Here is a 13,911-nt window from a genome sequence, read left to right as displayed (position 1 = left end):
CTCATTCGATGGCCCACTCCTTGAACTTGCGCTCCAGGGTCTTGCGCGCCACCCCGAGCACCCGGGAAGCGGCCGACTTGTTGCCATCATGGCTCGCCACCACTTGCAGGATGTGCGCCTTCTCCACCTCGGCCAGCGCCCACTCCAGCGGATAGCCCTCCTCACCCCGCGCCGACTCGGCCGGCTTGGCGCTCTGCCAATATTCGGCGGGGGGCTTGCCCAGCAGCAGGCAGCGCTCGATGAGGTTGCGCAGCTCGCGCACGTTGCCGGGCCAGGGGTAGGCCTGCATGGCTACCACGTCCTCGTGGGTCCAGTGCAGGGCGCCCATGCCCATCTCGGCGGTGAGCTGGCGGGTGAAGTGGTGCACCAGGGCGGGGATGTCGTCGATGCGTTCGCGCAGGGGGGCCACCGGCAGCGCCACCACGTTGAGGCGATAGAAGAGATCTTCCCGAAAACGGCCCGCCTCCACCTCCGCCTTCAGGTTGCGGTTGGTGGCGGCGACGATGCGTACGTCCACCGAAAGCTCGCGCTCGGCCCCCACCGGGCGGATGGCTTTCTGCTCCAGCGCCCGCAGCAGGGAAGCCTGCATGGCGAGCGGCATCTCGCCGATCTCGTCCAGAAACAGCGTGCCCTGGTGGGCGACCCGGAACAGGCCGTCGCGCCCCTTGCGGGCGCCGGTAAAAGCCCCCTGCACGTGGCCGAACAGCTCGCTTTCCAAAAGCTCGGGGGCGATGGAGGCGCAGTTGAGCGGCACGAAGGCCCCCATCCGGCCAGAGAGCTGGTGCAGGGCGCGGGCCACCAGCTCCTTGCCGGTGCCGGACTCCCCCTCCACCAGCACGGCGGCGTTGGAGGGGGCGACCCGGGAGATCAGCGTCTTGAGCTCGCGGGTCTTGGCGCTGTCGCCGATCAGGGTGGGCGGGAACAGCTTGCTCACCTCCCGGCGCAGCAGCAGGTTCTCCCGCTCCATCTGGCGGCGCTCGATGACCCGGTCCACCGCCTGCACCATCTGATCCAGGTTGAAGGGTTTGAGAATGAAGTCGCTGGCGCCGAGCCGCAGCGCCTTGAGGGCGGTCTCCATGTCGCCAAAACCGGTCATGAAGATGATGTCGCTGCGCCGGGTGGCGGGGTCGATGGCCTCGTGCCACTCGATGCCGGAGCGTCCCGGCAGGCGGATGTCGGCGATGATGAGATCAAAATGCAGGCGGCAGCGCAGGGCTTCGGCCTCCTCCACGCTGGCGGCCGTCTCTATCTGGGCGAAGCGGCGGGCCAGCGCCTTGGCGAGGAAGCTGCGCATGCCGGGTTCGTCGTCGACGATGAGTAAAGAGAGGGCGGACCAGCGGCTGGCGGGTGCAGTCATGAAAAAAGTACCTCAGATTCGACAAGGTTCCGGGATTGTCCCACCGACCTTATAAACTGTGGGACATTTTGTCGCTAACCGGCCGCAAGTGCCAACTCCGTTTATTAAAAGCGACGGTGCCATCACGCAATTAGTGCGCTTAACCGACTGTTTTCACATTGAAAACCGGGCCAAACAAAGCATGCAGTCAGCTTGGCACCCTGCTTGCTTAGTCCTGCCCTCTCTCCATCACCGGGTACCCTGACATCATGATCACAGCCACAGTGCGCAAACGCCTCGCCCTTGCCCTCTCCTCCGCCCTGCTGCTCAGCCTGCCGCTCTGGAGCGCTGCCAGCCATGCCGAGACCAAGGCGCCCATCCGCCTCGCCACCACCACCAGCACCGAACAGTCCGGCCTGCTGGGCTGGCTGCTGCCCCAGTTCACCAAGGAGACCGGCTACCCGGTGCAGGTGATGGCGGCGGGTACCGGCCAGAGCCTGAAGATGGGCGAGAACGGCGACGCGGATCTGGTGATGACCCACGCCCCCTCTGCCGAGAAGGCCTTCGTCGAGGCGGGCTTTGGCATCGAGCCGGAGCACCTGATGTACAACGACTTCGTCATCGTCGGCCCGGCGAAAGATCCGGCGGGTCTGGCCAAGCTGCACGATGCCGCCAAGGCGCTGCAGGCCATCAAGGACAAGGGGCAGACCTTTATCTCCCGCGGGGACGAGTCCGGCACCCACATCAAGGAGAAGACCCTGTGGCAGGCGGCCGACGTCAAGCCTGAGTTCGCCGGCTACAAGTCCATCGGCCAGGGCATGGGGCCGACCCTGACCATGGCTTCGGAGCTGGGTGCCTACACCCTGACCGACCGCGGCACCTGGCTCGCCTACCAGAGCAAGCTGGATCTCGCCGTGCTGCTGGAGGGGGATAAGCGCCTGTTCAACCCCTACCAGGTGATCCTGGTCAACCCCAAGCGCTACCCGGATCTCAACACCGAAGGGGCCCGCACCCTGAAGAACTGGCTGGTCTCCCAGCATGGCCAGCAGCTGATCGGTGACTTCAAGGTGGCCGGCCAGCCGCTGTTCGTGGCCGACGCCAAGCCGCAGTGATGCCACGGCCACCCCTGCTCGACCTGCCCCTGGCGCCCCTCGCCATCTTGAGTGACGGAGGCGCCCGGTGCCGACCCTGATCGAAACCACACTGGCGGCCCTGGCGCTGCTGTTCAGCGGTAACGCCGAGCTGTGGCAGGTGGTGGGGGTCTCCTTCTCGGTATCGGGCCTCGCGCTCGGGCTGGTGCTGCTGCCGGCCCTGCTGCTCGGCTTCGCGCTTGCCTATCTGCCGATCCCGGCGCGCTGGCTCTGGCTCTCCTGCATCAATACCCTGCAGTCGGTACCGACCGTGGTGATTGGCCTCTTGCTCTACATGCTGCTGTCGCGGGCCGGCCCCTTCGGCGACTGGAAGATGCTGTTCACCCAGCAGGCCATGGTGGTGGGGCAGATGCTGATCGCCTTTCCAGTGATCGCCACCATGGCTCACGCCGCGTTCGTGCAGAGCGATCGGCGCGCCTGGGAGACCGCCCGCACCCTGGGGCTCTCCTGGCCGAGGGCGCTGCTCGGGCTGATGCGCGAGTGCCGCTTCGGCCTGTTGGCGGCGGTGATCGGCGCCTTCAGCCGCATCGTCACCGAGGTGGGCTGCTCCATGATGGTGGGGGGCAACATTTTGCACTTCACCCGCAACATTCCCACCGCCATCGCGCTGGAGACCCAGAAAGGGGCCTTCACCCAGGGGGTGGCGCTCGGCATCGTGCTGCTGGCCCTGGCCCTGCTGCTCAACCTGTTGCTGACCGCGTGCCGTGGTCACAGCTATCTGAAGAACTGACCATGGCGCAGCGCACTATTATCCATAGCCAAATGCTGTTGACCCCACCGCTGTCCCGGTCACGGTTGTGTGAAGAACTGACCATGCCCCCACCGTCCATCCACCGGAGTACGCCATGGCCCTGACCGCCCACCAGCTGATGATGCGCTTTGGCGAGCGCGACCTGTTCCAGATTGAGCAGCTCTCCATCGCGGCCGGCGACGCCATCTGGCTGCGCGGCGCGAACGGGGTGGGCAAGACCACCCTGCTCAAGATCCTGGCCGGCCTGCTCACCCCGACCCGGGGCCACACCAACCTCCCCTCTGGCTGGCGCGGCAAGCTCGGTCAGTGGCTCAAGCGCGATCCGGGGCCGGGCCGGGTCACCTACCTGCACCAGACCCCCTACCTGTTTGATCGCAGCGTACACGACAACGTGGCCTGGGCCCTCGGCCATCGCGCCGCCGACGAGGTGCGGGTGTTCGAGGCGCTGCGCCGGGTCGAACTGGAGAGCCTGGCGCGCGAGCACATCAGCATTTTGTCTGGCGGCGAACGCCAGCGGCTGGCCATGGCCCGCGCCTGGGCGCTGCAGCCCGCCTTTTTGCTGATGGACGAGCCCACCGCCAATCTGGATGCACATTCGGTTGCCCTGATGGCCGCCATGGCGCAAGATCTGCGGGAACAGGGCAGCGGCCTGGTCATCATCAGCCACCAGAGCAACGATCTGACCGACCTGTGCGAGCGGCAATGGACCCTCGCCCGGGGCCGGCTGCACGAACCCACTCCTTTGAAAATCATCGAGCGACATGACCTCAAACAGCGAACCTCGTACTGACCGCTTTCCCGTCTCCGCCGTGGTGCTGGCCGGCGGCCGCGCCACCCGCATGGGGGGCGCCGACAAGGGCTGGGTCGAGTTGGCGGGCCGCCCGCTCATCGACCACGTGCTTGACCGACTGAGGCCCCAGGTGGACGAGATCCTGATCAACGCCAACCGCAGCCAGGCCCGCTACCAGGCGCTGGCCCCGGTCATCGGCGACGACAACCCCGACTATCTGGGCCCGCTGGCGGGCATGCAGGCCGGCCTTGCCGCCGCCCGCCACGACTGGGTGCTGTTCGTACCCTGCGACGGCCCCGCCCTGCCCCGCGATCTGATGGCGCGCTTTCGCGCCGCCCTGACACCGACGACCGAGCTGGTGGTGGCCCATGACGGCGACTGGCTGCAACCCGTGGTGGCCCTGCTGCACAAGTCCCTGCTCCTCTCCCTGTCCGCCGCGCTGGCCGAAGGGGAGCGCAAAATCGATATCTGGTTTGCCCGCCACCAGATGGCGGTGGTGAGCTTTGCCGACCAGCCGGATGCCTTCATCAATCTCAACAGCCCGGACGAGCTGGCCGCCTACGAGGCGCGCCTGCCAGACTCCGCGACCGGACAAGGAGCCACCTCATGACCCCGGCCCCCACCCTGCCCCTGCTCGGCTTTGCCGCCTGGAGCGGCACCGGCAAGACCACCCTGCTCGAGCAGCTCATCCCCCTGCTGGTGAGCCGCGGTCTGCGCCTCGGGGTGCTCAAGCACGCCCACCACGACTTTGACATCGACCAGCCGGGCAAAGACAGCCACCGCCTGCGCCAGGCCGGTGCCAGCCAGATGATGGTGGCCTCCCGCCGCCGTCACGCCCGCATCATCGAGACCGATCTGGGTGAGGCCGATTTTCGCGAGCTGCTGGCCAGCTTCGATCAGCGCAGCCTCGACCTGCTGCTGGTGGAAGGGTTCAAGCACGAGCACTTCCCGAAAATCGAGCTGCACCGCGCCGCCATCGGCAAGCCGCTGCTGTTCCCGCTTGATCGCGACATCATCGCCGTGGCCAGCGATCAGCCCACAGAGACCACCCTGCCCCGGCTCGACATCAATGATCTGGACGCCATCGCCGACTTCGTCTGCGCCTACCTGGCGCAGAGCCGGCAGCAGGAGCAGGCGCCGGGGGCCGGTTTCCTGTCGGTCGAGGGGGCGCGCCAGGCCATTTTTGATGCACTCGCCCCCTCTACCCGCAGCATCGACCTGCCGCTCGCCCGCTGCCACGGCGCCGTGCTGGCGGGGGACCTCGTCAGCCCCATCAATGTGCCGCCCCACGCCAACTCGGCGATGGACGGCATTGGCCTGCGCAGCGACGATCTCGCCGCCGGCCGCTGGCAGCTGGTGGGAGAAGTGCTGGCGGGTCAGCCGCGCAGCGAGCCGGTACTGGCCGGACAGGCGGTGCAGATCATGACCGGCGCCCCGCTCCCCCCCGGCGTCGACACCGTGGTGATGCGCGAAGAGACTGAGTTTGAGGGTGAGTGGGTCAGCGTCAGCGCCCCCGTCAAGGCGGGGCAGAACGTGCGTCAGGCCGGCGAAGATCTGGCGCTGGGCGCGGTCGCCATCCCAGCCGGCACCCGCCTCGACGCCCCTCAGCTCGGGCTTGCGGCTTCTCTGGGGCAGGCAACGCTGACGGTGCGCGCACCGCTCAAGGTGGCGCTGTTCAGTACCGGCGACGAGGTGCAGGCACCGGGCGAGACGCTCGCCCCCGGCCACATCTTCGACAGCAACCGCTTCACCCTGATGGCGCTCATCGCCGGGGCCGGCTGCGAGGTGATGGACCTTGGCATCATCCCCGATGATCCCGCCATTCTGCGCCAGCAGCTGGCACAGGCCGCGGCCGACGCCGACCTGGTGCTGAGCTCGGGCGGAGTGTCGGTGGGCAATGCCGACTTCATCAAGCAGGTGCTGGCCGAGCTTGGCCAGATAGCCTTCTGGCGCATCCAGATGCGGCCGGGCCGCCCGCTCGCCTTTGGCAAGCTGGGGCAGACCCCCTTCTTCGGCCTGCCCGGCAACCCGGTGGCCGCCATGATCTGCTTCCTGCAATTCGTCGAGCCCGCCATCGCCCGCCTGCAGGGCCGGGTGTGGCAGCCGCTGCGCCTGTCGGCGCTGGCCGAGCAGCAGATGAAGAGCCGGCCGGGGCGCACCGAGTTCCTGCGCGGCATCTTCCATCAGGATGCCAGCGGCGTGCTGCGGGTGCGCACTACCGGGCCGCAGGGCTCCGGTATTCTCAGCTCCATGGCCGATGCCAACTGCCTGATTGAAATCGTCCCCGCCCAGCCGGCCATCGCGGTCGGCGAGCGGGTCTGGATCCACCCACTCCAGGGACGAGTGGCCTGATACCGGTCTCCACCCCGCCGGGCGTGGCGGGGTGGCTGCCCCCATGAATCCGAGGCTTGTCCCTTGCGCCTGAATGCCCCCCTCTCCCGACTCGATCTGCTGATCTACGGTCACTACCGCATCGTCCACGGCCTGCGCATCGCGCTCGCCTTCATGCTCACCTTTCTGCTGACCCGCGAGCTCAAGCTGCCGGAAAGCACCTGGCCCCTCATCACCCTGGTGGTGGTAATGGGCCCCATCTCCTTCTGGGGCAATGTGCTGTCGCGCGCCCTGCAGCGGGTGGTCGGCACCATCTTCGGCGCCAGCTGCGGGGTGGTGGCGCTCTATCTCGAGCTCTACTCCCTGCCGCTGATGCTGCTGTGGTGCGGCTGCATCATGTTTCTGTGCGGCTATCTGGCACTCGGCAAGCGCCCCTACGTGGGGCTGCTCATCGGCATCACCCTCGGCGTCACCATGGGGGCCATGCCCGGCGACATCGAAACCGCCCTGTGGCGCAGTGCCGACGTGATCCTGGGCTCATTGCTGGCGCTGCTGTTTTGCAGCATCTATCCCCAGCGCGCCTACAGCCACTGGCGACTGCAGATGCACGACACCCTGCAGCAGGCCCAGCGGCTCTATCACACCCACCTCTCCCCCAACGTGCTGGAGCGGCCACGGCTCGCCCACAGCCACGCCAGACTGCTCTCCAAGATGGTGAGTCTGCGCCCCCTGCTGACCCCGGCCGTCAAGGAGACCCGCCTTGGCAGCGCCCTGTTCGAAGCGATCCAGACCACCATGCGCAACACCCTCTGCACCCTGGAGATGCTGGCCAACACCTACTGGCGCGATCGCCAGAGCCACTTTTTGATGCAGAGCACCCCGGAGCTGCGCGCCTGCCAGCAGGCGACCGAGGCGCTGATGAGCGAGTTGGCGCTGATGCTCAAAAACGGCGAGCTGCAGGGCTCGGAGCTGGCCATCAGCCGCTTGCAGGAGGCGGCCGGTAGAGTGCGGATCGACGCCGGCGGCGAGGCCGCCATCAGCGGCTATCTGTGGCTCAACCTGCAACTCACCGAACAGCTCACCCACCTGCGCCGGCTGCTGGGTCTGGTGATGCACCCGCCCCGCAGCCAGAACCACCCATAGCAAAACGCCCCGCAAAGCGGGGCGTTGTCGTTGCAGGCCGGTGACGTCAGGCCATCGCGGGGTGGCGGCTGGCCAGTTCGTCCAGCTGGGCCGGGGTCAGGGTCGACACCAGCCGGCCGTCGAAGTAGATGTCCAGCAGCTCGCCGCGCTTTTCGCCACGCATCAGGCTGCTGCGCCCGTCCAGGTAGTGCACCTCCATCTGGGCTGTGCGCTCGTCCGGGTAGCTCACCTCCACCTCGCGCACCCCTTGCGGCAGCATGGCCAGCGGCACCTTGTTGAGGGACGGATCCAGGTGCTGATTGACCTTGATCAGGGCGTCCAGCTTCTGATCCACCAGCGCCGGCGACTTGCCGGTGATGGGGTTCTTGCCAGACCAGAATTCGATGGTATTGAACACGAACAGATCGGCGGTGGCCGCCAGGCCGTACACCGGCGAGAGCAGGACGAAAACCCCGGCCCGACCGTAACGGTTGTCCACTACGCTGAGGTTGCCCTTGGTCACCATGGAGGAGAGCCCCATCTGCCCCATGCAGCCGCTCAGCCCCACGCTTGCCACCATGCCCGCCAGCAGCGCCAGTGCCCTGCCATGTCTTCTCGTTGCCATCGTCTTCGCTTGCTCCAGAAATAATGAGGCGGCAAGCCTAAACAGGCCGCCGCCAGCGGGCAATTCACAAGCAGGGAGCGATACAGCGGGGGTTCAGACTGGGATATCGACTGCTCACCATTCATACAGCCTGTTGAAATAACGGTCAGGATGACAGCCCGCCTCTGGCGAGACAGGCACCCTGACCGGCATCAGATGGAGAGGCTGGAGACGGTCGCCGAGACGTTGTTGGCCTCCTCCCGGATCTCCGCCATCACCTCGTTGACCTTGTCGATCTGCTGCTTGCCGAGCTCGGCACTGCCGGCCACCCTGGCCATGTCGTCGGTCACCCTGGCGGTCAGCTCGCGGTTCTTCTGCACCACCTTGGCGATCTCGTCGGTGGAGAGCGACGTGCGTGCCGCCAGCTGGCGCACCTCGTCGGCCACCACCGCAAAACCGCGCCCCTGATCCCCGGCCCGAGCCGCCTCAATGGCAGCATTGAGGGCCAGCAGATTGGTCTGATCGGCAATACTGCTGATGGTGGAGACGATGGCCTCGATGTTTTTGGACTGCTCGTTGAGCTGATTGATGAGCAGGATGGTCTTGTCCACCTGCTCGCTGATGAGCGACGAGGTGTTCACCACAGAGCGCAGCAGATCCGCCCCCTGCTCGGCACTGCGCAGGGTCTCCTGCGCCGTGGCATGAGCCACCTGGGCGGCATCGCGCACCGCGTGGCTCTTGGTGACCCGCTCGGTGATGTCGCTGGCAAACTTGATGACCCGGCTCACCTTGCCGCTTTCGTCGCGGATCGGGTTGTAGGTGGCCTCCAGCCAGATCGCCTCGCCGTGGCTGTTGCGCCGCAAGAAGAGCCCGGACTTGAACTGGCCCTGAGCCAGCTCCTCCCAGAAGCGGGGGTGCTCCTCATAGAAGGCGTCATCGCAGAACATGCGGTGATTGCGTCCCTTGAGATCGCTCAAGGTATATCCGACACAGCTCAGGAAGTTGGCGTTGGCCGAGATGATGTCGCCATTGGGGGTGAATTCGATCATCGCCAGCGAACGTTCCAGCGCCTTGGTGATCGCTTCCTGACGCAGCAATTGCTGATGCTTGGCGGTGACGTCGCTGGCGATCTTGATCACCTGAGTCACCCGTCCCTGCGACTTGACCGGGAAGTAGCTCGCCTCTAGCCAGAGCACCTCGCCCCGCTTGTTGAGGCGCGAGAAGATGCCGGACTTGACCCGGCCCTGCTTGAGCTGGGCCCAGAACTGCTGGTAATCGGCAGAACGGGTCAGCTCCTGGCTGCAGAACATCCGGTGGTGCTGCCCCTGCAACTCCATCGCGCTGTAGCCCATCAGGTTCAAGAATGGCTGGTTGGCCTCCAGGATCTCGCCATCCGGAGTGAACATGATGGTCGCGATCCCTTCCTTGACCGCCTCCACGAAGCCCTGGGATTCGGCCAGCTGTGCCTGGCAGGCCTGCAACTGCGCCTTCAGCTTGTTGTTGAACATGGATGTCATACCTCTGTACTGACAAGGTGGATACGGGCACAAGACTCGGCGCTAGGGTGAACCGGCACAAGCCTGTTGAGGCTGATCTTAGTTGAGCACAGTGGTGCGATCAGAATTCGGCCGAGATTTTGCCACAACCGGCGAGGGGCTCGCAGTGCAGCCTGCGCCTGATACGTGCAAGGCCCGGCGAGGGATCACCCGGGCTGCCACTCCAGGTAAGACGGATTGGCCACAAAACCGATCCGCTCATAGAGCGGGCGTCCCTCGTCGCTGGCATGCAGCCAGACCCGACCCAGTTGCTGCGCCCTGGCATAGTCCGCCATCTGATCCAGCAGGGCGCCGGCCAACCCCTGCCGGCGGTGGGCCGGCAGGGTATACATGTTGAGCAGATAGCCCTCCCTCCCCGCCAGGTTGCCGGGATAGGGCGGGCGCACGAAGAGGGCCAGGGTCGCACTCGCCACCACCTCGCCATCCACTTCCGCCACCCAGGAGTGGGCGCTCTCCTCGGCCTGCGACGTGCTGAAGTAGCGGCTGGTCGCCTGCCAGAGATCGAGGTCGGCCAGCGGTTCGCTCAGCTCCCCCACCTCGCAAAACAGTGCCATGCGCAGGGTCACCAGCGCGGGAATGTCTGCCTGCGTTGCCTGACGAATGATCATCGGCGCTTCTCCTTGTGACGCTCGTTGAGGTGAACAGGCCCCCCGCGGGCACCTGATCAAAGCGCCAGTGTGGGGACTTCACGCCCGCCTGGCAAGGCGCCACTGGTCCCAGGCCAGCGGCCCCGCGCCCCAGACGACCAGGGTCAGCAGCATCCAGCCCCACAGCTGGTGATCGTAAAAGCCGCCGGCCCAGAGGGTGGGATAGGAGATCACCGCCACCATGTTGAAGGCAAACAACAGGGCGGCGACCGGCCGGGTAAAGAGCCCGACCAGCAGCAGTACCGGCAGCAACAGCTCGGTGGCCGTACCAAGCCAGGCCGCCCACTGCCAGGGCAGCAGGGGCACCTGATACTCGAATTCGAACAGATAGAGGGTGCTGTCCCAGGCGCTCAGCTTGAGCCAGCCGGAACGAAAGAAGGCCGCCGCCACCCAGCACCTGGCCAGCAGCAACAGGGCGCCGCTCAGCCACCAGGGAACGGCGGGGCCCACCGGTTGCATCAGTGTCCACTTGTGATTTGTCATCAAATTTACTCCAGCGTTGAGGTCACATCGACCAGCAGGCCCAGGGTGACGAGGCGGGTCAGAGACTCTGCAGCCTGATAGTCCCGTGCCAGCAGGGCCGACAGGGCAATGCCCTGGCGGCAGCCATCCAGCAGGCGCCACTCTCCTTCGCTCAGGCTGAGCGGCAAGACCCGACAGTCGGGCTGTTTCTTGAGGGCTAGCCAGGCGGGAGCGGCCAGATCCTGCACTGTCTCTCCCTCGTGCAGGGCCATCTGCCAGAGGGCATCAACCGAGTGCGGACTGTCGAACAGAGACAGATCGCAGGCCGGGATCAGCACCAGCGTCTGCCAGGCCGCTGGTGACAGGGCGGCCACCCGTTCGGCCGGCCAGCGGTGCTTCTCGGCAGCCAGTAGACTGGTGCGCTCCAGTGCCCACTCGAAGCGGGCCAGCTCCCCCAGCCAGGGCAGTTCGGCAGTGGTCGGCAGCCGGGCAAGCCAGTCGCCGAAGCCGGCGCCGTAGTGCATCACGCTCCCTTCGTAGAGCGGCTCTGCCAGCACGAAGCCGCGCGCCGCGGCGTCGAAAAACGCCTCCCCCACCATGGCTTTGACGGCCGGGTAGCTGCCCGCCAGCACCTCGCCAAGGCTCAGGATGAAGTGGTTGCGATAGACCTGCAGCACGGCATCCGCCGTAAAGAGACGGGAGTGGATGTGGGGCAGGATGGCCTCGCGCTGGCCAAGCAGCCCCTCGGCAAACTGCTGCTGCCGGCGAGCCAGCTCAGACATGGGCGGCCTCCGGCGCAAGATGGGTGGCCATGGCGGCGTCCAGCATGGCGCTCGCGCGCTCGGCCTCTGCCAACAGCACGGGGAGCGGCGGTATCTCGAGATCCCACTCGATCAGGGTGGGAATGGCGCGCTGGCGGCAGATCTCCTCATAGAGGGCCCACACCGGTTCGCTCACCGGCGCGCTGTGGGTATCGATATAGAGGTGCCCCTGCGGCAGGGACTGATCGGTAAAACCGGCCAGGTGAATTTCGCCCACCGTGGCGATGTCGATGGCGGCCAGATAGTCACGGCATGCAAAGCCGTGGTTGAAGGCACTGACGTAGAGGTTGTTGAGATCGAGCAGGATGGCGCAGTCGCTGCGTCGCTGCAGCTCCGCCAGAAACTCCCACTCCGGCATCTCCCCCGCCAGTTGCAGGTATGAAGAGGGGTTCTCGATCAGCAGCCGGCAGCCGAGCGCCTCCTGTACTTGCATGATCTTGTCACTCATGGTGAGCAAGGCCTCCCGGGTATAGGGGACCGGCAGCAGATCGTTGAAGTGGCGCCCCCCAATGCTGCCCCAGCTGAGGTGCTCCGAGATGCGCACCGGTTTGATGGCGCGGGCCAGCGCCGAGAGGCTGGCAAGGTGATCAAGATCGAGCCCATCGGCCGAGCCCAAGGACATGCCGACGCCGTGCAGGCTGACGGGATAGTGCCTAGCCAGCTCGCTCAGCACCTGAAACCCCCGGCTGTGACGTTCAAAGTAATTTTCGCTGTGCACCTCCAGCCAGCCAACCGCCGGCAGGGTGCGCAATATCTCGTCGTAATGGGGCGTGCGCAATCCAATACCAATCAAGGGGTTCATCGCAAAGCCTCGCTGCAAACCAGCCAAAAGAAGGCCACGGTGCCCCTGAGGCAACACCGTGGCACCCAGCCTTACTTGGGTTGCAGCGAGCCGCCTGCCAGCTTCTCGCACAGCCCCTTGGGCACCACCACGAAGGCGTCACCCTGGGCATCCATCTTGGCGGTACCGGCGCAGGAGCTGGTCTTGGTCGCGCAGTCGTTCTTGCTCGCCTTCACCACCCCGTAGCACTTCTCCTTTTCATCAGCAGCCATGGCCGGGGCGGCGACGAACTGGGCGCCGAGGGCCAGCAGACCGGTCATGGCGGAGGCAATGGCAGTGCTCTTTTTAACGTTCATTCTCTGTTCCTTCTGATTATGTGTGGTGTGCCCGATCGGTCACGACCGGATGCCCTCCATAGAACCGGAGCGCCGACGAATTGATTTCAAAAAAAATGCAAAATCGGCACATCTATAAAAAACACAATTGGTAACAGGCTGTTTTTTAAATGGTTATTTCATTCCCATTTTAAATGCTCTTTCGCTATGAAGATGTGCACTGCGCCACCCTGCCACCGCCAATCCCAGGGATGCAGGCAATAAAAAACCCCGCCAGAGGGCGGGGTTTGATTGGCACGATACAACCGTGCAGGCATCGACGGTCGATACTTAATGACAAAAAAGACAGCCGCAGCTGTCTTTTTCAATTGAAACCTGACTTAGTAGAAGATCCGCTCGCCACGCTCGCTCATCTTGAGCCATACCGGCTTGGTGCTGGTCTTGTTCCAGATCCGGTGCAGATAGCTGTAGAAACGGGCCCGATCGCTGCGAAACAGCATCACGGGGAAGGCCAGCATACCCACCAGCAGCACATAGATGCGACGAAGAATTATCTGAGTCAGGGAATAGGGATGAAACATGATAGAACTCCTTACTGGTAAGACCACTGAGCAAAGATTACTCCACAATTTGTAGGATTACTACACCAAGATTCCCATTTTTTTGCAAAAAGATCCCTTAAAAGCCTTAAAGTGAAATTGGGTTACATCCATTAACTTACAAGCAACAAAAGCTGGCAAAGCAGCTCCCGTCGACCAGATTTAATGAGTTGGCACTCAAGATGGAGTCGGTGCGATGAAACCCGCAGAAATGGCGATCATAGGGATACTGGGCCTGCTGCTCTGGTCGGAATGGCAGGATTGGCAGCTCAACCAGGCCGACAGCATCACGCTGGCCTACAAGGGAGCACCAACCGTCAGCATGTGGCAATGCGGCCAGTTGAAACAGAAGATGATGGATGTGACCGAACACTCGGCTGAAGTGCAGTTTCAATACCGGGGACAGGACCTGACGCAGGTCAACCGCTATCTGGAACGAGAGTGGCAGCAACAGGGCTGTGAGCAGCTGTTGTTACAGCAAGGATATTGAGCAGAGTGATCCACACCAAGCTGGTGTGATGAAATGCTGTAAGAAATGAAACGAAGATAATATGGAGGCACGTTCCGGAGTCGAACCGGACTAAACGGATTTGCAATCCGCTGCATAACCGCTTTGCTAACGCGC

The 13,911-nt window shown here is 64.6% G+C and carries 16 protein-coding genes; 7 read left to right on the top strand and 9 right to left on the bottom strand.

Translation table 11 applies throughout. The annotated features are described in order from the left end of the window. Position 1: 1 nt before the first annotated feature. Positions 2-1,357: a sigma-54-dependent transcriptional regulator gene (locus OKC29_RS19040; protein WP_073351148.1), complete on the bottom strand. Its 1,356-nt coding sequence runs from the start codon at positions 1,355-1,357 to the stop codon at positions 2-4. 248 nt (positions 1,358-1,605) lie between these two features. Between OKC29_RS19040 and OKC29_RS19035 the strand changes: the two genes are divergently transcribed. The 6 genes from OKC29_RS19035 (at position 1,606) to OKC29_RS19010 (ending at position 7,502) form a co-directional block, all read left to right on the top strand. After that, positions 1,606-2,448: a substrate-binding domain-containing protein gene (locus OKC29_RS19035; protein WP_073351150.1), complete on the top strand. Its 843-nt coding sequence runs from the start codon at positions 1,606-1,608 to the stop codon at positions 2,446-2,448. Positions 2,449-2,515: 67 nt separating this feature from the next. Then, a complete protein-coding gene (locus OKC29_RS19030) occupies positions 2,516-3,217 on the top strand; it encodes an ABC transporter permease (RefSeq protein ID WP_073351152.1) in 702 nt (233 codons plus the stop codon). Between the two features lie 115 nt (positions 3,218-3,332). Then, on the top strand, positions 3,333-4,028 hold the full coding sequence (locus OKC29_RS19025) for an energy-coupling factor ABC transporter ATP-binding protein (protein WP_005303221.1): 696 nt from the start codon (positions 3,333-3,335) through the stop codon (positions 4,026-4,028). Beyond that, positions 4,000-4,638, top strand: coding sequence for a molybdenum cofactor guanylyltransferase MobA (mobA, locus tag OKC29_RS19020; RefSeq protein ID WP_073351153.1), 639 nt, complete (start codon positions 4,000-4,002; stop codon positions 4,636-4,638). Before OKC29_RS19025 ends, mobA begins: the two co-directional genes overlap by 29 nt. Then, the gene (locus OKC29_RS19015) at positions 4,635-6,380 is read left to right on the top strand and encodes a bifunctional molybdopterin-guanine dinucleotide biosynthesis adaptor protein MobB/molybdopterin molybdotransferase MoeA (RefSeq protein WP_073351154.1); all 1,746 of its coding nucleotides are present in this window, start codon (positions 4,635-4,637) and stop codon (positions 6,378-6,380) included. The genes mobA and OKC29_RS19015 overlap by 4 nt, the downstream gene beginning before the upstream one ends. A 63-nt stretch (positions 6,381-6,443) precedes the next feature. Next, a complete protein-coding gene (locus tag OKC29_RS19010; protein WP_073351155.1) occupies positions 6,444-7,502 on the top strand; it encodes an FUSC family protein in 1,059 nt (352 codons plus the stop codon). A gap of 46 nt (positions 7,503-7,548) precedes the next feature. Here OKC29_RS19010 and OKC29_RS19005 read toward each other — a convergent pair whose 3' ends face one another. The 8 genes from OKC29_RS19005 to OKC29_RS18970 all read right to left on the bottom strand — a co-directional run bounded on the left by OKC29_RS19005 (position 7,549) and on the right by OKC29_RS18970 (position 13,268). Further along, positions 7,549-8,169 carry a DUF3332 domain-containing protein gene (locus tag OKC29_RS19005; RefSeq protein WP_043121349.1) on the bottom strand — a complete coding sequence of 207 codons (621 nt, stop codon included), beginning with the start codon at positions 8,167-8,169 and terminating at the stop codon, positions 7,549-7,551. A 128-nt stretch (positions 8,170-8,297) separates the two neighbouring features. After that, positions 8,298-9,593: a methyl-accepting chemotaxis protein gene (locus OKC29_RS19000; RefSeq protein ID WP_060390027.1), complete on the bottom strand. Its 1,296-nt coding sequence runs from the start codon at positions 9,591-9,593 to the stop codon at positions 8,298-8,300. Between the two features lie 194 nt (positions 9,594-9,787). After that, the gene (locus OKC29_RS18995) at positions 9,788-10,249 is read right to left on the bottom strand and encodes a GNAT family N-acetyltransferase (RefSeq protein WP_073351158.1); all 462 of its coding nucleotides are present in this window, start codon (positions 10,247-10,249) and stop codon (positions 9,788-9,790) included. Between the two features lie 78 nt (positions 10,250-10,327). Beyond that, positions 10,328-10,771, bottom strand: coding sequence for a DoxX family protein (locus OKC29_RS18990; RefSeq protein ID WP_042065681.1), 444 nt, complete (start codon positions 10,769-10,771; stop codon positions 10,328-10,330). Positions 10,772-10,776: 5 nt separating this feature from the next. Then, positions 10,777-11,532, bottom strand: a complete 756-nt coding sequence (locus tag OKC29_RS18985; protein WP_073351160.1) for an HvfC/BufC N-terminal domain-containing protein — start codon at positions 11,530-11,532, stop codon at positions 10,777-10,779. Beyond that, positions 11,525-12,373 (bottom strand): MNIO family bufferin maturase, encoded by an 849-nt coding sequence (bufB, locus tag OKC29_RS18980; RefSeq protein WP_073351162.1) that lies wholly within the window; start codon positions 12,371-12,373, stop codon positions 11,525-11,527. The genes OKC29_RS18985 and bufB overlap by 8 nt, the downstream gene beginning before the upstream one ends. Before the next feature lie 71 nt (positions 12,374-12,444). After that, complete coding sequence (locus OKC29_RS18975) at positions 12,445-12,708, bottom strand: BufA1 family periplasmic bufferin-type metallophore (RefSeq protein WP_016351554.1); 264 nt, start codon at positions 12,706-12,708, stop codon at positions 12,445-12,447. A 359-nt stretch (positions 12,709-13,067) separates the two neighbouring features. Continuing rightward, on the bottom strand, positions 13,068-13,268 hold the full coding sequence (locus tag OKC29_RS18970) for a YbfA family protein (RefSeq protein ID WP_011706879.1): 201 nt from the start codon (positions 13,266-13,268) through the stop codon (positions 13,068-13,070). Positions 13,269-13,482: 214 nt separating this feature from the next. On the opposite strand from OKC29_RS18970, the gene OKC29_RS18965 reads away from it, so the two are divergent. Further along, on the top strand, positions 13,483-13,776 hold the full coding sequence (locus tag OKC29_RS18965) for a hypothetical protein (RefSeq protein WP_011706880.1): 294 nt from the start codon (positions 13,483-13,485) through the stop codon (positions 13,774-13,776). Positions 13,777-13,911 lie beyond the last annotated feature (135 nt).

Source organism: Aeromonas sp. QDB34 (assembly GCF_027705405.1).
Classification (GTDB): domain Bacteria; phylum Pseudomonadota; class Gammaproteobacteria; order Enterobacterales; family Aeromonadaceae; genus Aeromonas; species Aeromonas hydrophila.
This window is presented reverse-complemented; position numbering and strand designations above follow the sequence as displayed.